The sequence below is a fragment of the Cupriavidus taiwanensis LMG 19424 genome, assembly GCF_000069785.1.
GTDB classification, from domain to species: Bacteria; Pseudomonadota; Gammaproteobacteria; order Burkholderiales; family Burkholderiaceae; genus Cupriavidus; species Cupriavidus taiwanensis.
On record NC_010528.1, the window covers coordinates 2,232,093 to 2,252,041 of the forward strand.

18 protein-coding genes are annotated in these 19,949 nt (G+C 67.0%); all 18 read right to left on the reverse strand.

Going from position 1 to position 19,949, the window contains the following annotated elements:
- The 18 genes from RALTA_RS10250 to RALTA_RS10330 all read right to left on the reverse strand — a co-directional run bounded on the left by RALTA_RS10250 (position 1) and on the right by RALTA_RS10330 (position 19,915).
- Positions 1-930: a DNA-methyltransferase gene (locus RALTA_RS10250; RefSeq protein WP_012353354.1), complete on the reverse strand. Its 930-nt coding sequence runs from the start codon at positions 928-930 to the stop codon at positions 1-3.
- The gene (trpB, locus tag RALTA_RS10255; protein WP_012353355.1) at positions 930-2,123 is read right to left on the reverse strand and encodes a tryptophan synthase subunit beta; all 1,194 of its coding nucleotides are present in this window, start codon (positions 2,121-2,123) and stop codon (positions 930-932) included. The genes RALTA_RS10250 and trpB overlap by 1 nt, the downstream gene beginning before the upstream one ends.
- Positions 2,124-2,247: 124 nt before the next feature.
- Positions 2,248-2,970, reverse strand: coding sequence for a phosphoribosylanthranilate isomerase (locus RALTA_RS10260; protein ID WP_012353356.1), 723 nt, complete (start codon positions 2,968-2,970; stop codon positions 2,248-2,250).
- A complete protein-coding gene (gene truA / locus RALTA_RS10265; protein ID WP_012353357.1) occupies positions 2,957-3,775 on the reverse strand; it encodes a tRNA pseudouridine(38-40) synthase TruA in 819 nt (272 codons plus the stop codon). The genes RALTA_RS10260 and truA overlap by 14 nt, the downstream gene beginning before the upstream one ends.
- Before the next feature lie 128 nt (positions 3,776-3,903).
- Complete coding sequence (locus RALTA_RS10270; RefSeq protein WP_012353358.1) at positions 3,904-6,750, reverse strand: FimV/HubP family polar landmark protein; 2,847 nt, start codon at positions 6,748-6,750, stop codon at positions 3,904-3,906.
- Positions 6,751-7,051: 301 nt separating this feature from the next.
- Entirely contained in the window at positions 7,052-8,188 is a 1,137-nt protein-coding gene (gene asd / locus RALTA_RS10275; RefSeq protein ID WP_012353359.1) for an aspartate-semialdehyde dehydrogenase, read from the reverse strand.
- Between the two features lie 90 nt (positions 8,189-8,278).
- Positions 8,279-8,410: a hypothetical protein gene (locus RALTA_RS30965; RefSeq protein ID WP_012353360.1), complete on the reverse strand. Its 132-nt coding sequence runs from the start codon at positions 8,408-8,410 to the stop codon at positions 8,279-8,281.
- A gap of 144 nt (positions 8,411-8,554) precedes the next feature.
- A complete protein-coding gene (gene leuB / locus RALTA_RS10280) occupies positions 8,555-9,622 on the reverse strand; it encodes a 3-isopropylmalate dehydrogenase (protein ID WP_012353361.1) in 1,068 nt (355 codons plus the stop codon).
- A 22-nt stretch (positions 9,623-9,644) separates the two neighbouring features.
- A complete protein-coding gene (leuD, locus tag RALTA_RS10285; protein WP_012353362.1) occupies positions 9,645-10,295 on the reverse strand; it encodes a 3-isopropylmalate dehydratase small subunit in 651 nt (216 codons plus the stop codon).
- Between the two features lie 19 nt (positions 10,296-10,314).
- On the reverse strand, positions 10,315-11,724 hold the full coding sequence (gene leuC / locus RALTA_RS10290; RefSeq protein WP_012353363.1) for a 3-isopropylmalate dehydratase large subunit: 1,410 nt from the start codon (positions 11,722-11,724) through the stop codon (positions 10,315-10,317).
- A gap of 335 nt (positions 11,725-12,059) precedes the next feature.
- Complete coding sequence (locus RALTA_RS10295; RefSeq protein ID WP_012353364.1) at positions 12,060-12,761, reverse strand: ABC transporter ATP-binding protein; 702 nt, start codon at positions 12,759-12,761, stop codon at positions 12,060-12,062.
- Positions 12,761-13,534: a high-affinity branched-chain amino acid ABC transporter ATP-binding protein LivG gene (gene livG / locus RALTA_RS10300; protein WP_025585725.1), complete on the reverse strand. Its 774-nt coding sequence runs from the start codon at positions 13,532-13,534 to the stop codon at positions 12,761-12,763. Before livG ends, RALTA_RS10295 begins: the two co-directional genes overlap by 1 nt.
- Positions 13,535-13,542: 8 nt before the next feature.
- Positions 13,543-14,805 carry a high-affinity branched-chain amino acid ABC transporter permease LivM gene (locus RALTA_RS10305; RefSeq protein ID WP_041232163.1) on the reverse strand — a complete coding sequence of 421 codons (1,263 nt, stop codon included), beginning with the start codon at positions 14,803-14,805 and terminating at the stop codon, positions 13,543-13,545.
- A 34-nt stretch (positions 14,806-14,839) separates the two neighbouring features.
- Complete coding sequence (livH, locus tag RALTA_RS10310) at positions 14,840-15,766, reverse strand: high-affinity branched-chain amino acid ABC transporter permease LivH (RefSeq protein ID WP_012353367.1); 927 nt, start codon at positions 15,764-15,766, stop codon at positions 14,840-14,842.
- An 85-nt stretch (positions 15,767-15,851) separates the two neighbouring features.
- Positions 15,852-16,967 (reverse strand): branched-chain amino acid ABC transporter substrate-binding protein, encoded by a 1,116-nt coding sequence (locus RALTA_RS10315; RefSeq protein WP_012353368.1) that lies wholly within the window; start codon positions 16,965-16,967, stop codon positions 15,852-15,854.
- Between the two features lie 535 nt (positions 16,968-17,502).
- Positions 17,503-18,804 (reverse strand): citrate synthase, encoded by a 1,302-nt coding sequence (gltA, locus tag RALTA_RS10320; RefSeq protein WP_012353369.1) that lies wholly within the window; start codon positions 18,802-18,804, stop codon positions 17,503-17,505.
- 43 nt (positions 18,805-18,847) lie between these two features.
- Entirely contained in the window at positions 18,848-19,135 is a 288-nt protein-coding gene (locus RALTA_RS10325; protein WP_012353370.1) for an FAD assembly factor SdhE, read from the reverse strand.
- A 78-nt stretch (positions 19,136-19,213) separates the two neighbouring features.
- A complete protein-coding gene (locus RALTA_RS10330) occupies positions 19,214-19,915 on the reverse strand; it encodes a succinate dehydrogenase iron-sulfur subunit (RefSeq protein ID WP_010814619.1) in 702 nt (233 codons plus the stop codon).
- Positions 19,916-19,949: the final 34 nt, after the last annotated feature.

The following is a 19,949-nucleotide window of genomic DNA, read 5'->3' on the forward strand; positions in this document are numbered from 1 at the left end:
TCAGGGAATCAGGTGAGGCCGCGACGCCGGCGAGACATCGTCGTTGGCGGCGGCCAGGGTTGGGGTGGCCAGACTGGGGGCACCGTCGGGCTCGATCGCGGGCATGGCTTGCGCAGCCGCGGCCACGCGCGCGCACGCCACCTGCACATATTCCGGATTGATCTCGAAACCGGCAAAGCGCCGGCCGTGGCGCAGGCACGCCACCGCGGTGGTGCCGCTGCCGGCGAACGGATCCAGCACCAGGCCGCCCGGCGGGCAGCTCGACAGCACCATGCGCTCGACGATCTCCAGCGGCTTCTGCGTGGGGTGGTTGGCACGCTCCGGGTCCTGGCGGTGGATGCGCGAGACGCTCCACAGGTCCTTCGGGTTGTAGCCCACCTCCAGCCACTTCTTGCCTTCGAAACGCGGCCGGCTGCGCGCCTTCTTGGTCTCGGGGTCGTACGGGATGCGCACCGGGTCGAGATCGAAGTAGTAGTCGCGCGCCCTGGCGAAGAAGCCGATGTTGTCGTGCACCGACGAGAACTTGCGCGTGGTGCCGCCCATGCTGGGCACGCGGCGGTCCCAGATAATCTCGTTGATCATGGTGAGGCGCCGCTTGAGCATCACGAACAGCTCCGGCGAGTACTGCCAGGTGCAGAACAGGTAGAGCGTGCCCTTGGGCGCGAGCTTGGGCACGACCGCGTCCATCCAGCGCTCGGACCAGTCCAGGTAGGCCTGGCCCGACAGCAGGTCGGAATCGTTGCCGTAGTCCTTGCCCAGCCCGTACGGCGGATCGGCGACGATCAGGTCGACCGAGCCGTCCGGCAGGCGGGCAATGCCCTCGAACATGTCTTCCTGGAACAGGCGCAACTGGGCGGAGTCGGGCGCGCCGGCAGCATCCGGCGCGCCGGCGCCGCCCACGGCAAGTCCGGTCGGAGGCAGCGCGCGCATCAGAGCTTGAGCCCCGCGCGCTCGGCCACGGTGTGCATGTCCTTGTCACCGCGGCCGGACAGGTTCACCAGCAGCAGCTTGTCCTTGGGCAGCGTCGGCGCCAGCTTGCAGGCGTAGGCGATCGCATGGCTCGATTCCAGCGCCGGGATGATGCCCTCGATGCGGCAGCAGTCGTGGAAGGCCTTGAGCGCTTCCTCGTCGGTGATCGGCACGTACTGCGCGCGGCCGCTGTCCTTGAGCCAGGCATGCTCGGGGCCGACGCCGGGGTAGTCCAGGCCGGCCGAGACCGAATGCGTCTCGATGATCTGGCCGTTGTCGTCCTGCAGCAGGTAAGTGCGGTTGCCGTGCAGCACGCCGGGCGTGCCGCCGGTCAGCGACGCCGCGTGGCGGCCGGTGTCCAGCCCGTCGCCGGCGGCTTCGACGCCGATCAGCTGCACATCCTGGTGCTCGATATACGGATAGAAGATGCCCATGGCATTGGAGCCACCGCCCACGCACGCGATCACGGCATCCGGCTGGCGCCCGGCCAGCTCGGGCATCTGCACCTTGGCCTCCTCGCCGATCACGCACTGGAAGTCGCGCACCATCATCGGATACGGGTGCGGGCCGGCCACGGTGCCGATGATGTAAAAGGTGTTCTCGACGTTGGTGACCCAGTCGCGCATGGCTTCGTTGAGCGCGTCCTTGAGCGTGCGCGAGCCGCTTTCCACCGGCACCACGGTCGCGCCCAGCAGCTTCATGCGGTAGACGTTGGCGGCCTGGCGCTTGACGTCCTCGGCGCCCATGTAGACCACGCACTCCATGCCGAAGCGCGCGGCGATGGTGGCGGTGGCCACGCCGTGCTGCCCTGCCCCGGTCTCGGCGATCACGCGCGGCTTGCCCATGCGCCTGGCCAGCAGCGCCTGGCCGATGACATTGTTGATCTTGTGCGCGCCGGTGTGGTTCAGGTCTTCGCGCTTGAAGTAGATCTGCGCGCCGCCGAGCGTCTCGCTCCAGCGCTGCGCGTGATAGATCGGCGACGGGCGGCCGACGAAGTGCTTCAGCTCGCGGCGGAATTCGGCGTCGAACTCCGGGTCCTTCTGGTAGTGCGCATAGGCTTCGCGCAGCTCATCAAGCGCGTGGACCAGCGTCTCGGAAACGAAGGTGCCGCCATAGGGGCCGAAATGGCCACGGGAATCGGGCAGGTCGTACATGTCTAGGCTCTTCGGAACAGCGGCCTTGCCTCGCTCGGCAGGGCTCGCCTGGTTGACTGGGTGCGCGATGCCCGCTCAGGAGCGGCGGGCGCGGTGTGCGGAAGGGATCGGGCTTCGACCCGGCTCATCCTGCGCTGGCGCTGCGGACAGCGCGCACGAACTCGGCAATGCGGGCGTGGTCCTTCACGCCCTTGGCGGCCTCTACCCCGCTGCTGACATCGACGGCGTAGGGGCGCACGCGTTCAATCGCGCCAGCGACGTTTTGCGCGTTCAACCCACCACTCAAAACGATGCGAGGAGCGCCGCTTGCGTTCGGGTTGCCGGTTGCCATGACCGGGGGATTGGGCGGAAGCCATGCCGGAGGAATCAGGGTCCAGTCGAAGACGTGGCCGCCACCGCCATAGCCTTCAACGAAGGCATCGAGCAGCAAGGCAGCGGCATCACGGTATTGATCGGCGAATTCTATCAAATCGAGGCCCGGGCGGACACGGGCGGCGCGCAGGAACGGCAACGCGCAGCGCTGGGCGGCCTGGGTGCAGAACTGCGGCGTTTCGTCGCCGTGCAGCTGCAGCAGGGTCAGCGGCACACGCTCCGCGACGTGCGCGATGTCTTCCAGGTCGGCGTTGACGAACAGGCCCGTCACCGTGACGAACGGCCCGGCGGCCTCGGCCAGCGCCGCGGCGCGCGCCACGTCGACGTAGCGCGGGCTCTTCGGGTAGAACACCAGCCCGATCGCATCCGCCCCGGCATCGACGGCGGCGCGGACGTCGTCCTCGCGGGTCAGCCCGCAGATCTTGATGCGGGTGCGCTGCGGCAGGTGCGCCGCACTGCCCTCAGGCTGCGTCATCGAACACTCCATGGAACAGGCTCGCGGACGGGTCGGCCGCGGGGATCGGATAAGCATCAGGATACTTGACGCCGACCAGGTAGAGGCCATCCGGCATGAACGTGGGCGCCGCCAGCTTGCGGTCGCGCCCGGCCAGCACCTGCGCCATCCAGTCCGGCGGATAGCGGCGCCGCCCCACCGCCACCAGGCAACCCATCAGGTTGCGCACCATGTGGTGCAGGAAGGCGCTGGCACGGAAGCGCAGAAACACCCAGTTGCCGTCGTCGCGGATGGTGACGTCGTACATCGTCTTGACCGGCGACTTGGCCTGGCATTCGGCGGCGCGGAAGGCGGAGAAGTCATGCTCGCCGATCAGGTGCGCCGCGGCTGCGCGCATGGCCTCCACATCGAGCCGTTGTCCGGGCGGCAGCATCTGGTAGCCGGCGCGCCCATGCACCATCGGCACGCGGTGCGGACCGGTGTAAAGCGCGTAGTAGTACATGCGCTCATAGGCCAGGAAGCGGGCATGGAAGCCAACGTCCACCGGCAGCGCCCATTGCAGCGCGATCGACGGCGGCAGGAAGGCGTTGACGCCCCGCACCCACGAAAAGGGCTCGCGCACCAGCTCGGTATCCAGGTGGATGACCTGCCCCAGCGCGTGCACGCCGGCATCGGTGCGCCCCGCCACGGTGGTCAGCAGGCGCACGCCGGCAAAACGCTCGATGGCGTCTTCGAGGTGGTCCTGGACGGTATTGCGGTGCGGCTGCGACTGCCACCCGGAAAAGGCGGCGCCGTCGTAGTGCAGGCCAAGGGCGATGCGGTTCATGTCAGGGGAAAAAGCATGGCGGCGCGCGGGCGATGCGAGCCGGAAAAGCAAATGCGCCGGAAGGGACGCTTCCGGCGCATCGCTTCAGGCCGCGGCAGCGCGTGCCGCGGCGGACCGCCAATGATAGCTCAGGCCACTTCCAGCAGCAGCGAGCGGGCCTCGGCCTGCAGCGCGTCCTGCGACTGTTCGACCACTTCCTGCAGCAGTTCGCGCGCGCCCTCCTTGTCGCCGATCTCGATATAGGCGCGTGCCAGGTCCAGCTTGATCTGCATGTCGCGCCCGCCGTCCATGCCGTCGGCCGACAGCGTGCTCGGCGACACGCTCTGGCCGAGGCTGCCGGCGGTGTCCGGCGCCACGCGCGACAGGTCGATCGGCTCGGCCAGCTTGCCGTCGCGCAGCATGGTGGTGGCGGGAAGCGGCACCGAGGCCTCGTCGGGCGCGGCGGGCGTGGCGCTGGCGTTGCCTTGCGGCGCGCTGCCCAGGTCCAGCGACAGCCCGGACATGTCGAACTCCAGCGGGCGGCCGCGGGTCGGCGTGTCGAGCGTGGGCACGTCGTCATCGGCGAGCGGATCGGCGCCCGGCAGGCCCATGTCGAGGCGCACCGCATCGCCCGGCTGCGGCGTCTCGGCGCCGAACACCATCGCCGCCGAGGCCGGCGCGACGATCGGGTCGCCGGCGGCCGGCGCCGGGAAGGCATCCAGCGGCAGCGACAGGTCGCCCAGCGACGGCTCCAGCCGCGCGATCGAGGCGGGATTCTGCGACGGATCCTGCGTGCGCCACTGGTCGGTTGCCGGCGATGCCGTATCCGGGCCCGGAGCCTCCGGCGTCACCACCATGAACAGCGCATTGCCGGGCTCCAGCGCGCGCCCCATTTCCGCGGCCTTCAGCCATTCCGCTCCGTGTCCGCCGGTCTGGGCGAACATTTCCTCTGCAATCACGCGGAACCCTTCCACATCCTGTCTGTTGCTGTAAATCTCCAGGAGCTTGAGCCGTACCGGCTGCTGCTCCGGGTGTTTTTCCAGGGCTTCGCGCAGGATTTCCTCTGCCTGCACATCGCGCCCGTAGGCGATATAGACCTCGGCCTCGGCGATCGGGTCGACCTCGTTGGCTTCCGGGGTGTTGTTGCCGATGCGGAAGTCGGCGCCGAACACGCTGTGCTGCGAGGTGTCGACGCTCTGGCCGCCGGCGGTGCCGAACAGCGAGTTGGCGCCCGCCATCACCGTGCTTTCCTGCGACAGGATGCTGTCGCCGAAGCCGGTGGCCTCGCCTTCCTTCTGCTTCTGGCGGCGGCGATAGATCGCGTACACGCCCAGCAGTGCCACCACCAGGCCACCGCCCGGCAGCAGCATGGGGTTGGCCAGCAGGCCATCGAGGAACGACGGTTCGGGCACCGGCGCGGGCTGCGCGACCACCGGCGGCACCGGTTTGGCCGCAGGCGTCGATGCGGCACCCTGGGCGGCGTTTGCGACCACCTCCGCGGCGGGCTGCGAGGCGGGAGCGGCGGCCACGGCGGACGCTGCCACGGGCGCCACGGCGGCCGCGGCACTGGCGCCGGCCGCGGGCGCGGCAGGCGCGCTGGCCGCACTCGCGACCGCCGCCGGGACGGCCGCGTCCGCGGCGGTGGTCGCCACCGCATCGGCCTTCGGCGGCGCTGCCGGTACCACGACCGGTGCCGCCGCAGCCGCCCTGGCGGCGGCGTCAGCCTTTTCCTTGTCAGCCAACGCGGTCTGGTTGGCCTGGCTCAGTTTGGCGATCTCGGTGTTCTTCAGCTCGAGCAGCTTCTGCATGTCGCCCACGTTCTTTTGCAGCTGCGCCAGTCGCGCCTCGGCTTCCTTCAGCTGGCGCTCGCGCGCCACGTCGGCTTCGGCCTTGGCCGCGGCGTCGGCCTGCGCGCCACGCGCCGCCTTGCTGAGCTTCAGTTCATCGCGCGGGCCGTCGCCTGGCGCGGCCTGCTCCTGCACGCGGGCGGTCACGTTGCCGGATTGCTGGCGGCCGCTGTCGGGCTCGACGGATTTGGCCGCGGCGGCGCTGGCCAGCCGGCTGCGATAGGCGTCGAAGCCCTGCGTGCGGGCCACCACTTCGCGGCGCGCGGCCTTGGGTGTCACCGCCTGTGCCTGCTGCGGGGTCGGCACCTGCAGCACCGCGCCGCTGCGCAGGCGGTTCATGTTGCCGCCGATGAAGGCGTTGGGATTGTTGCGATAGAGCGCCACCAGCATCTGGTCGAGCGAGACCGACTCCTGGCCCTGCACGGCCTCGCCGGCAATGCCATAGAGGGTGTCGCCGCGCTGCACGGTGTAGCCGCCGCCGGGGGCCATGTCGGCACCGGCGGCCGGCGCCGCGGCGCGCCTGGCGCTCTGGCGCGCCGGGCGGGCCGGTGCGGCGGGCCGGGCCGGCTCTGCCTCGGCGGCGGGCGCGGCCTGCTGCGCCGGCGCAGGTGGCGCAGGTGGCGCGGCGGCAGGCGCCGGCGCGGCCGGCGCGTCAGGCGTGGCGGCCTGCACCACCGGTGCCGGCGAGAACGTCTGGCTGGAAGCCCTGGCCCCGGCGGGGTCGAGCAGGAAGGTGTAGGCGCGCGAGACCTTGCCGCTGGCCCAGCTCATGTCGACCAGGATATCGACGAAGGGCTCGCTGATTGGCTGGCTGGAACGGACCCGTGCCACGTAGCTGCCGTTGGCGCGGCGCTCCACCTCCAGCCGCAGGCTGCCGACGCTTGGCAGATAGGTCAAGCCGGCCGCGGCATAGGCGCCCGGCGGCGCCAGCTTGACGCTGAGCCCCGCGGCCTCCTCGGCGGTGACTCCGCTGATGTCGATCTCAGCCTGCAGCGGCTGCCCCAGATTCGACTGAACCCGCAATTGCCCGAACCCCGCGGCATACGCGGCCGGCTGCGCAAGCAGCAGGCCCAGTGCCGTGACGGCCAGCGTTGACCAGCGCTGACGGGCAGTAGGCGCATCTTTCCGGCGATGTTGGCTCACACTCACCTTGTGCTCCGTTATGTTTTAGTAGCGATAGGAATCGACAAACCCGACCCCGACATACCGACCCCATAAACCAGGTCCGCCCGGCCGGCGGGACATTCTGAACGATCCCTTTGCCGGCCCGCGCGCAGGCGCCAGCTCCTGCCGGCGCCGGGCGCATGCCGGCGTATTGTGACGCATCGCACAGGAAAATAGGCGTCCGGATACAACAACGCCGCGCACGGGCGCGGCGTCGTCAGCAAAGCGCTGCATTCTGTTGCCTGGCTGCAACGGGCGCAACCAGGCCACAGGCGGCGGCCTGCGATCAGGACTCGATCAGGATACGCAGCATGCGGCGCAGCGGCTCGGCCGCGCCCCACAGCAGCTGGTCGCCCACGGTGAAGGCCGACAGGTACTCGCCGCCCATCTGCATCTTGCGCAGGCGGCCGACCGGGATGGTCAGCGTGCCGGTCACGGCCGCCGGGGTCAGGTCGGTCATGCTGGCTTCGCGCGTATTCGGCACCACCTTGGCCCACGGGTTGTGCGCGGCGAGCATGCCTTCGATCTCGTCCAGCGGCACGTCCTTGCGCAGCTTGATGGTCAGTGCCTGCGAATGGCAGCGCATCGCGCCGATGCGCACGCACAGGCCGTCGACGGCGATCGGCGTGGCGCCGGTCGCGCCCAGGAAGCCCTCGCCACGACCCAGGATCTTGTTGGTCTCGGCGCCGCCCTTCCACTCTTCCTTCGACTGGCCGTTGCCCAAGTCCTTGTCGATCCAGGGAATCAGGTTGCCGGCCAGCGGCACGCCGAACTGCTTGGTTTCTTCCGCCGACAGGCCGTGCTGGGTCGACAGGATCTGGCGGTCGATTTCCAGGATGGCCGACGCCGGGTTGTCCAGCAGCGGCTTGACCGACGCGTTCAGCGTGCCGAACTGGGTCAGCAGTTCGCGCATGTGCTGCGCGCCGCCGCCCGAGGCGGCCTGGTACGTCATCGAGGTCATCCACTCGATCAGGTCGGCCTGGAACAGGCCGCCCAGGCCCATCAGCATGCAGCTGACCGTGCAGTTGCCGCCGATGAAATTCTTGACGCCCTTGGACAGCGCGTCCTTGATCACACCCTGGTTCACCGGATCGAGCACGATGATGGCATCGTCCTTCATCCGCAGCGACGACGCCGCGTCGATCCAGTAGCCCTTCCAGCCCGCCGCGCGCAGCTTGGGGAAGACCTCGTTGGTGTAGTCGCCGCCCTGGGCGGTCAGCACCACGTCGCACTTCTTCAGTGCGTCGATGTCGTTGGCATCCTTGAGCGTGGTTTCGTTCTTCGCCATGGCGGGCGCCTTGCCGCCGGCGTTGGACGTGCTGAAGAAGACGGGCTCGATATGGTCGAAATCACGCTCTTCCTGCATGCGCTGCATCAGGACGCTGCCGACCATTCCCCGCCAACCGACGAGACCTACAATCATGATTTACCTCGGATGTGATTTTTACTTCCCCGCCATTTTCCTCGCCCGGCGTGGCTGCGCGGGGAAGACGGGCAGGCACGACGAACGGATCTAGGCGATCGCGGTTTTAATAATGGTTTTAATCGTCGTTGCGGTCTGGCCGAGCGAAATCGTGCCAACCGGGCCGCGGGTAGCGGTCAGGGCGACAACAGCAGTCAGGGTGGACTGGGAAAATCGGGCCATCGGCAGAGTCTACACGATTTTGCGGCGCCGCCGCAGCGCTGGATCGCCGTCGTTCCCGCGCAGGCGGGAACCCAGTGACTTTAAAGACGCTGGATTCCCGCCTGCGCGGGAATGACGGTAGATAACTGAGGCGGCGCGCCTGACTTACAGTGCCGCCAGCACGGCCTCGCCCATCTCGCGGGTGCCCACCTGCTTGCAGCCCGGCGTCAGGATGTCGCCGGTGCGGTAGCCCTGGGCCAGCACCTTCTTGACGGCATTCTCGATGCGGTCGGCCTGCTCGGCCTTGTTCAGCGAATAGCGCAGCATCATCGCCGCCGACAGGATGGTGGCCAGCGGGTTGGCGATGCCCTTGCCGGCGATGTCCGGCGCCGAGCCGTGCGACGGCTCGTACAGGCCCTTGTTGTTGGCATCCAGCGACGCCGACGGCAGCATGCCGATCGAGCCGGTCAGCATCGCCGCCTCGTCCGACAGGATGTCGCCGAACATATTGCCGGTGACGATCACGTCGAAGCTCTTGGGCGCCTTGACCAGCTGCATCGCGGCGTTGTCGACGTACATGTGCGACAGCTCGACGTCCGGGTATTCCTTGCTGACATCGATCACGATGTCCTTCCAGAACTGGAACGTCTCGAGCACGTTGGCCTTGTCGACGCTGCACAGCTTCTTGCCGCGCTTGGCCGCGGCCTGGAACGCCACGTGCGCGATGCGGCGGATTTCCGGCTCGCTGTAGCGCATGGTGTCGAAAGCTTCGCGCGCGCCCTGGAACAGGCCGTCCGGCGCTTCGCGCAGGCCGCGCGGCTGGCCGAAGTAGATGTCGCCGTTCAGCTCGCGCACGATCAGGATGTCGAGGCCGGCCACCAGCTCGGGCTTCAGGCTCGAGGCGCCGGTCAGCTCCGGATAGCAGATCGCCGGGCGGAAGTTGGCGAACAGCTGCAGATGCTTGCGCAGGCCCAGGATGGCCTGCTCGGGGCGCAGCGCGCGCTCCAGGCTGTCGTACTTCCAGTCGCCGACGGCGCCGAACAGGATGGCATCGGCCTCCCTGGCCAGCTTGAGCGTGTTCTCCGGCAGCGGATGGCCTTCGGCCTCGTAGCCGGCGCCGCCCACGGGCGCGGTTTCCAGTTCGAACTTCTCGTCGAGCGCGTTCAGGACCTTGACGGCCTCCGCAACGATTTCGGGACCGATGCCGTCACCCGGCAGGACTGCGATCTTCATTGTTGTCTTTCCTCGTAGAGCCTTATCCGACCAGGCGGTTGTTCAGCCACGGCATCTTCGCCACGCGCTCGGCCTCGAAGGCCTTGATCTTGTCGGCATGGCGCAGGGTCAGGCCGATATCGTCGAAGCCGTTCAGCATGCAGTACTTGCGGAACGGGGCGATGTCGAATTCATAGCCCTGGCCCGACGGCGTCAGCACCACCTGCTTGTCGAGGTCGATGGTGAGCTGGTAGCCGTTGAACGCGTTGGTCTCGTTGAACAGGTGGTCGACCTGCTGCTCGCTCAGCACCACCGGCAGCAGGCCGTTCTTGTAGCAGTTGTTGAAGAAGATGTCGGCGAAGCTGGGCGCGATCACGGCGCGGAAGCCGTATTGCGTCAGCGCCCACGGCGCGTGCTCGCGCGAGCTGCCGCAGCCGAAGTTGCGGCGCGCCAGCAGGATCGACGCGCCCTGGTAACGCGGCTGGTTCAGCACGAAGTCCGGGTTCAGCGGACGCTTGCTGTTGTCCATGCCGGGCTCGCCCACATCCTTGTAGCGCCACTCGTCGAACAGGTTGGGGCCGAAGCCGGTGCGCTTGATGGACTTCAGGAACTGCTTCGGGATGATGGCGTCGGTATCGACGTTCTCGCGGTCGAGCGGCGCGACCAGGCCGCTGTGTACGGTGAACTTTTCCATGGGTTCTTTCCTTGCTTGTTCAGCCCAGCTTGCGGATATCGACGAAGTGGCCTTCGATAGCGGCCGCGGCGGCCATCGCCGGGCTCACCAGGTGGGTGCGCCCACCCGCGCCCTGGCGGCCCTCGAAGTTGCGGTTCGAGGTCGAGGCGCAGCGCTCGCCGGCATCGAGGCGGTCGGCATTCATCGCCAGGCACATCGAGCAGCCCGGCTCGCGCCATTCAAAGCCGGCGGCCTTGAAGATCTGGTCCAGGCCTTCGCGCTCGGCCTGTTCCTTGACCAGGCCCGAACCCGGCACCACCATCGCCAGCTTTACGTTCGATGCAATCTTGCGACCCAGCTTCTGCACCACCCAGGCGGCGGCGCGCATGTCTTCGATGCGGCTGTTGGTGCAGGAGCCGATGAAGACCTTGTCGATGCTGATGCTCTCGACCGGCACGTTGGGCCGCAGTCCCATGTATTCGAGCGCGCGCTCCATCGCGTTGCGCTTGTTCGGGTCCTTTTCCTTCTCCGGATCCGGCACGCGGTCTTCGATGCTGATCACCATTTCCGGCGACGTGCCCCAGGTCACCTGCGGGCGCACATCCTCGGCGCGCAGCTCGACCACCTGGTCGAACTTGGCGCCGGCATCCGAATGCAGCGTGCGCCAGTAGGCCACGGCCTGCTCCCACTCCACGCCCTGCGGCGCGTACGGGCGGCCCTTGACGTATTCCAGCGTGACATCGTCAACCGCCACCAGGCCGGCGCGCGCGCCCGCCTCGATCGCCATGTTGCAGACCGTCATGCGGCCTTCCATGGTCAGGTCGCGGATGGCCGAGCCGGCGAACTCGATGGTGTAGCCGGTGCCGCCCGCGGTGCCGATCTTGCCGATCACGGCCAGCACGATGTCCTTGGCGGTGCAGCCGCGCGGCAGCTTGCCCTCGACCTTGACCAGCATGTTCTTGGCCTTCTTGCCCAGCAGCGTCTGCGTGGCCAGCACGTGCTCCACTTCGGAGGTGCCGATGCCGTGCGCCAGCGCGCCGAAGGCGCCGTGCGTGCTGGTATGCGAGTCGCCGCACACCACGGTCATGCCCGGCAGCGTCGCGCCCTGCTCCGGCCCGATCACGTGCACGATGCCCTGGCGGTGGTCGTTCATCTTGAACTGGGTAATGCCATAGCTGTCGCAGTTCGCATCGAGCGTATCGACCTGCAGCTTCGACACCGGATCGGCAATGCCCTGGCTGCGGTCCGTGGTCGGCACGTTGTGGTCCGACACCGCCAGGTTGGCGCTGATGCGCCACACCGGACGTTCTGCCATCTTCAGGCCCTCGAACGCCTGCGGGCTGGTCACTTCATGCAGCAGGTGGCGGTCGATGTAGAGCAGCGTGGTGCCGTCTTCCTCGACGTGGACGGTGTGGTCATCCCAGAGTTTGTCGTAGAGCGTCTTGGCCATGATGCGATGGCGGGACCGATGACCGTGCCCTGGCAGGCCGGACCGCGGGGACCGCGTAGTAGTTTGCAGGGGTAGTTTTCCGCTTCGTCACGGCGGGCGAACCGGCTGAAAAACCGCCGAAAGCCACCGGAAGCCGCCGAAAAGCGTGCGTTATCTCAAGCGTTGCCGCAATGCTTGACTTGGCAATCGATTATGCCACCGCTCGGGCCCCGGGCCGGGCCGGGTCGGCGTGGAAATGTAATGTGATTGGCGAAAGGGGGATTTCGCGGATGGCGAAAACGCGGGATGGCAGAAGGAAGCGGCCGCCGCGCTCGAGGCGCGGCGGCCGGCCGGCGTCAGCCGCCCAGGTAGGCGGCCTTGATCCGGTCGTTGGCGAGCAGGTTGGCACCGGTATCGGCCAGCACCACCTTGCCGGTCTCCAGCACATAGCCCCGGTCCGCCACCTGCAGCGCCTTGTTGGCGTTCTGCTCGACCAGGAACACGGTGACGCCCTCGTCACGAATGGTGCGGATGATGTCGAAGATCTGCGCGATGATCAGCGGCGCCAGGCCGAGCGTGGGCTCGTCCAGCAGCAGCAGGCGTGGCCGGCTCATCAGCGCGCGGCCGATCGCCAGCATCTGCTGCTCGCCGCCCGACATGGTGCCGGCACGCTGGCCCGCGCGCTGGTTCAGGCGCGGGAACAGCTTGAACACGTGCTCGATGCCCGCCTCGATTTCGTCGCGTTTGGCGAAGAACGCGCCCATCTTCAGGTTTTCCAGCACCGTCAGGCTGGGGAACACGCGCCGGCCCTCGGGCGAGATCGCCATGCCCAGGCGCATGATCTCGTGGGTCGAGCGATGGGTGATGTCCTGCCCTTCGAACAGCACGCGCCCGCTCGAGGCGCGCGGCGTGCCGCACACGGTCATCATCAGCGTCGTCTTGCCGGCGCCGTTGCTGCCGATCAGGGTGACGATCTCCCCCTTGTTGACTTCGATCGACACGCCCGACAGCGCCTCGACGGCGCCGTAGTGGGTATGGACCTGTTCCAGCTTCAGCATCAGTCCTCTCCCAGGTAGGCCTTGATCACGCGGGGGTCGTTGCGCACGTCTTCGGGCTTGCCGATCACGATGGGCTTGCCGTGCTCCATCACCAGGATGCGGTCGGACACGCCCATCACCAGGCTCATGTCGTGCTCGATCAGCAGCACGGCAATGCCGAACTCGCGCCGCAGCTGGTCGATCAGCTGCTGCAGTTCGATCTTCTCCTGCGGGTTCAGGCCGGCGGCGGGCTCGTCGAGCATCAGCAGGCGCGGCTGCGTGATCATGCAGCGCGCGATCTCGAGCCGGCGCTGGTGGCCGTACGAGAGCGTGCCCGCCTCGCGGTTGGCGACGCTGGTCAGGCCCATGCGCTCCAGCCACTGCGCGGCGCGCTGCAGCGCTTCGCGCTCGGCGCGGCGGTAGGCCGGCGTCGCGAACAGGCCGCGCAGGATGCCGGACTGCACCTGCAGGTGTTGCGCCACCATCAGGTTCTCGACCACGGTCAGGTTCTTGAACAGGCGGATGTTCTGGAACGTGCGCACCAGGCCCTTGCGCGCCACCATGTGGCTCGGCAGCCCGGCGATGGCATGGCCGTCGAGCGTGACGTCGCCCGCGGTCGGCTTGTAGAAGCCGCCGACGCAGTTGAACACCGTGGTCTTGCCGGCGCCGTTGGGGCCGATGATGGCGAAGACCTCGTCCTTGCGCACATCGAAATCGATGCCGTCGACGGCCAGCAGGCCGCCGAAGCGCATCTGCAGGCCCGACACCTTCAGCAGTTGTGCCGTTGTATTCATCGGCGCATTCATCGGGGAAGCTCCACGTGCGGGCGGCTCGCGGGCAGAAGGCCCTGCGGTCGCCACATCATCATCAGCACCATCACCAGGCCGAAGATCAGCATGCGATATTCGGCGAAGCCGCGTGCCACCTCGGGCAGCACGGTCAGCAGGATCGCCGCCAGGATCACGCCCAGCTGCGAGCCCATGCCGCCCAGCACCACCACGGCCAGCACCAGCGCCGATTCGATGAAGGTGAACGATTCGGGATTGACCAGGCCCTGGCGCGCGGCGAAGAAGGCACCGCCCAGGCCGGCGAACGATGCCCCCAGCGTGAACGCCGACAGCTTGATGCGGGTCGGGTTCAGGCCCAGCGAGCGGCAGGCGATCTCATCCTCGCGCAGCGCCTCCCAGGCGCGGCCCATCGGCATGCGGATCAGGCGGCTGGTGACGAACAGCGTGAAGCCGACCAGCAGCAGCGCGATCAGGTAGAGGAAGATCACCATGTGCTGGCTGGCATAGTCCAGGCCGATCAGCTCGTGGAAGGTGCGCGTGCCCTCGACGCTGGCGCTGCGCGCCATTTCGATGCCGAACACGCTGGGCTTGGGGATGCCCGAGACGCCGTCCGGGCCGCCGGTCAGGCTGGTCAGGTTGTTCAGCAGCAGGCGGATGATCTCGCCGAAGCCGAGCGTGACGATGGCCAGGTAGTCGCCGCGCAGGCGCAGCACCGGGAAGCCGAGCAGGAAACCGAATCCCGCCGACATCGCCGCCGCGATCGGCAGGCATTCCCAGAAGGTCAGGCCGAAGTACTGGTTCAGCAGCGCGTAGGTGTAGCCGCCCACGGCATAGAAGCCGACATAGCCCAGGTCGAGCAGGCCGGCATAACCCACCACGATATTCAGGCCCAGGCCCAGGATTACGTAGATCAGCGCCAGCGTGGCCACGTCGACCGCGCCGCGCGAGCCGAAGAACGGCCACACCAGCCCCACCGCCAGCAGCACCCACACCGCCACGCGCTGCTGCTGCGCGCCCAGCTGCGGCAGCGCCGGCAGGCGCACCGCGCTGCCGGCGCGCGTCAGCACCGGCTTGAACAACTGGAACAGGAACACCGCGGCCACGGCCAGCCACACCGGCCGCCAGTGCGGTTCCAGCACCACCTTGTAGCCTTCCAGCTTGAGCTGCAGGCCCAGGATGGGGATGGTCAGGATGGCGGTCATCACGGCCGCCGTGATTGCGTTCTTCAGCGACTGGCCCGGCGTGGCGCCGCGCGCGGCGGCCTTCGCCGCCGGCATCGCAGATACGTTATTGGTCATGGTTTCGCCCCCCTCAGACCTTTTCGACATCAGGCTTGCCCAGCAGCCCGGTCGGACGGAACAGCAGCACCAGCACCAGCAGGCTGAAGGCGACCACGTCCTTGTATTCGGCCGGCATGTAGCCCGAGGCGAAGGTTTCCGCCAGGCCCAGCAGCACGCCGCCGAGCATCGCGCCCGGAATGCTGCCGATGCCGCCCAGCACCGCCGCGGTAAAGGCCTTGATGCCGGCAATGAAGCCGATGAAGGGATTGAGCTTGCCGATGGTCAGCCCGATCAGCACGCCGCCCACCGCCGCCAGCATCGCGCCCAGCACGAAGGTGAACGAGATCACCTTGTTGGTATCGATGCCAAGCAGGTTGGCCATGCGCATGTCCTCGGCGCAGGCGCGGCAGGCACGGCCCATGCGCGAGCGGCCGATGAACAGCGTCAGCGCGACCATCAGCGCCAGCGTCACGCCCACGATCAGCAGGCGCGAGTACGGCACCGTGACGGTGAAGTCGCCGCCCATCTGGAACTCGATGGCGCCCGAGATCAGCACCGGCACCGACACATCGCGCGCGCCCTGCCCGATCTGGACATAGTTCTGCAGGAAGATCGACATGCCGATGGCCGAAATCAGCGGCACCAGCCGCGGCCCGCCGCGCAAGGGGCGGTATGCCACCCGCTCGACCGCATAGCCGTAGACACCGGTGACCATCACCGACACCAGCAGGGCGGCGCCGAGCACCAGCGGCAGAGGGTAGCCTGCCTGGGCGCCGATGGCGGTGAGCGTGACCAGCCCGACATAGGCGCCGATCATGTAAATCTCGCCGTGCGCGAAATTGATCATGCCGATGATGCCGTAGACCATTGTGTAGCCGATGGCGATCAGCGCATAGATCGCACCCAGCGTCAGGCCGTTGACCAGCTGCTGGGTGAACTGTGGAAGGAATTCATTCATTGGGGAAGCCTCAGGAACTTGAAGCCCGATACCAGAACGCCCCGCCCGGGGTACGGGCGGGGCGTGTGCGGGAGGGAGCGCCTGCTTAGTTCGCGGCCGTCTTGCTGGCGTCCTTGTGCCAGGTGTAAACCACGAACTTGAAGGACTTCAGGTCGCCCTTGGCGTCGTACTCGACCTTGCCGATCGGGGTGGTGAAGGCGTTCTTGTGCATGTACGCCGCGACCTTGGCGGGATCGGTGCTCTTGGCGCCGGCGATGGCGTCGCCGATGATCTTGACGGCGGCATAGGCCGGCATCTGGAACGGACCGTTGGCGTCACGCTTCTTGTCGGCAAAGGCCTTGACCAGGCCGGCGTTGGCCGGATCGGCCGAGAAGTCGGCCGGCAGCGTCACCAGCATGCCTTCGGACGACGGGCCGGCGATCGCGGTCACGTCCTTGTTGCCCACGCCCTCGGGGCCCATGAAGGTGGCCTTCACGCCCTGCTCGCGCGCCTGGCGCAGCAGCAGGCCCATTTCCGGGTGATAGCCGCCGAAGTAGACGAAGTCCACGCCCTGCGACTTCAGCTTGGTGATCACCGCCGAGTAGTCCGAGTCGCCGGCGTTGATGCCTTCGAACACGGCCACCGGGATCTTGGCGGCTTCCAGGTCCTTCTTCACCGAGCTGGCGATGCCCTGGCCGTACGACTGCTTGTCGTGCAGCACGGCGACCTTCTTCGGCTTGATCTTGCCGATGATGTACTGGGCGGCGGCCGGGCCCTGCTGGTCGTCGCGGCCGATGGTGCGGAAGATGAAGTTGCGCTTCTTGGTCTCGGTCAGCTGCGGCGCGGTGGCCGACGGCGTGACCATCACGATGCCTTCGTTCTCGTAGATGTCCGAGGCGGGAATGGTCGAGCCCGAGCACACGTGGCCGATCACGTACTTGATGTTCTGGCTGACGATCTTGTTGGCCACCGCCACGGCCTGCTTCGGCTCGCAGGCGTCGTCCATCAGCACCACCTCGAACTTGTTGCCGCCGGCGCCGCCGGCCGCATTGATCTGTTCGACGGCGGTCAGCGCACCGGCCTTGACCATGTCGCCATACTGCGCCACCGAGCCGCTCATCGGGCCGGCAATGGCGATCTTCACGGTTTCGGCGTTGGCGGCTGCGCCAAAGGTAGCCAGCATGGCAGCCAGCGAAATGGTGGAAAGACGGGACAGCGTCATCAGGAGCTCCTCGATTTATGTTTGGGTCAACCGGGCAGAAACGGTATGACCTGCGCAATCGAACAACACCCGCGGACGACTGGGATCGGGACTTGCGACAAGCGCGGCCCGAGACGCGGAAGTCGGGCCTGCAAGGAAGAGACAGCGTATGCGGGGCCCGGCAAGTGTCAGTCCCGCTGAGGTATGGGGACCAAGGTTCGGAAAGACAACGTTTGATGCGTTCTCTATTGCGCAAGCGATTCGCCTGCCCCGCTTGCCGCACCGCACGCCGGAAGGGTGGCCCGGCTGCCGTCGGCAAAGCAGCCCGCATTATAGGGTCAAATTTCCTGCCGCACGCGACTATCGCACAATTTATGCGGAACAGATTTGGGAAAACGCGACACAATCCTCCACGAATTGCGCCCGGGACCATTCGGGGTGCAATTTCCTGCCCTTGCCGGCGCCGCGCTGCACAACCGCGCCCGGCCCACAAAGACAAACGCCCCGGCGGGCCGGGGCGTCTGGAATTGCTGCACTGCGCAGCGGCGGGACCAGCTTAGCGCTTGGCCACGTCCGGCACGTCGCGGGTGGCGGCGCCGACGAACAGCTGGCGCGGACGGCCGATCTTGTATTCCGGATCGGTGATCATCTCTTCCCACTGCGAGATCCAGCCCGGGGTACGGGCCAGCGCGAAGATGCAGGTGAACAGCGAGGTCGGGATGCCCAGCGCGCGCTGCACGATGCCCGAGTAGAAGTCGACGTTCGGGTACAGCTTGCGGCTGACGAAGTACTCGTCTTCCAGCGCGATCTTTTCCAGTTCCATGGCCAGCTTGAACAGCGGGTCGTTGTGCAGGCCCAGCTCGTTCAGCACTTCATGGCAGGTTTCGCGCATCAGCTTGGCGCGCGGATCGTAGTTCTTGTACACGCGGTGGCCGAAGCCCATCAGGCGCACGCCCGAGTTCTTGTCCTTGACCTGCTTGATGAACTCGTTGATGTTGTCGACGCTGCCGATTTCTTCCAGCATCTTCAGCGCGGCTTCGTTGGCACCGCCGTGGGCCGGGCCCCACAGGCAGGCCACGCCGGCGGCAATGGCGGCGAACGGGTTGGTGCCCGACGAACCGGCCAGGCGCACGGTCGAGGTCGACGCGTTCTGCTCGTGGTCGGCGTGCAAGATGAAGATGCGGTCCAGCGCGCGCTCCAGCACCGGGTTCACGGTGTACGGGGCGCACGGCGTGGCGAACATCATGCGCATGAAGTTGCCCGAGTAGGACAGGTCGTTCTGCGGGTAGATGTACGGCTGGCCGATGTTGTACTTGTACGCCATCGCAACCAGGGTCGGCATCTTGGCGATCAGGCGGATCGCCGAGATCTCGCGCTGGTGCGGATCGTCGATGTCCATGGCGTCGTGGTAGAACGCGCTCATGGCGCCGACCATGCCGGTCAGCACGGCCATCGGGTGCGCATCGCGGCGGAAGCCGCGCATGAAGAACTGCATCTGCTCGTGGACCATGGTGTGGTTCATCACATGGCCGACGAATTCTTCCTTCTGCTTGGCGTTGGGCAGCTCGCCCTTCAGCAGCAGGTAGCAGGTCTCGAGGTGGTCGCACTTCTGCGCCAGCTGCTCGATCGGGTAGCCGCGGTACAGCAGCTCGCCCTTGTCGCCGTCGATATAGGTGATCTTGGAATTGCACGAAGCCGTCGACATGAAACCGGGGTCGTAGGTGAACTTACCGGTTTGTCCGTACAGCTTGCGAATGTCGATCACGTCCGGGCCAACCGTACCCTTGTAGATCGGCAGCTCAACGCTGGGGGAACCATCGGAGAACGATAGCGTGGCTTTCACATCGGACGGCGTCATGTCGGATCCTTCAAATGCTGTGAATAATAATGTTGACCAAAACTCAGACCGTACGCAGCAGGGCGATGACTCGCTGCATCGGGGGCGTGTCGAGCTCACCGTCCAGTTCCTTGCGCGCAAGGAGCAGGTCCATCAACTCGTTGTCGCTGAGCTCGAACAGCTGGCTCAGCGCAGCCACATCCTCGTCGGACAGGCTCTCCTCGTAACGGTTGAAGAAACGTTCGACGATGATGTCGTTCTCCAGGAGGCCGCGTCGGGCACGCCAGCGCAACCGGGCGCGCTTGTGCGGGTCGGCCTGATGGGAGAAGGTGGTGGCAGGACTCTCAGTCATGGCTTCCTACTTTCGGCGCGCCCGCCAGATATAGCCGCTCTGGCTGACGCGCCGCTTACTACTTGGACGGCCGCAGGGTCAGACCGCGCGGCGGACCATCAGCTCCTTGATCTTGCCGATGGCCTTGGTCGGGTTAAGACCCTTCGGGCACACGTCGACACAGTTCATGATGCTGTGGCAGCGGAACAGGCGGTACGGGTCGTTCAGGTTGTCCAGGCGCTCATTGGTGGCCTGGTCGCGGCTGTCCGCGATGAAGCGGTAAGCCTGCAGCAGGCCGGCCGGGCCGACGAACTTGTCCGGGTTCCACCAGAACGACGGGCACGAGGTCGAGCAGCTGGCGCAGAGAATGCACTCGTACAGGCCGTCCAGCTCGTCTCGCTCTTCCGGCGACTGCAGGCGCTCTTTCTCGGGCGGCGGCTCGTCGTTGATCAGGAACGGCTTGATCGAGTTGTACTGCTTGAAGAAGTTCGTCATGTCGACGATCAGGTCGCGCACCACCGGCAGGCCGGGCAGCGGACGCAGCACGATGCGGTCCGGCAGCTCGCGCATGTTGGTCAGGCAGGCCAGGCCGTTCTTGCCGTTGATGTTCATCGCGTCCGAGCCGCACACGCCTTCGCGGCACGAACGGCGGAACGAGATGGTCTCGTCCAGCTTCTTCAGCTTCACCAGCGCGTCCAGCAGCATGCGCTCGTGGCCGTCCAGCTCGACCTCGTAGGTCTGCATGCGCGGCGCCGCATCCTTGTCCGGATCGTAGCGGTAGACTTCGAAAATACGCTTCATTTCTGTGGGTCCTGTTGTCTCTACGATGCGGTGC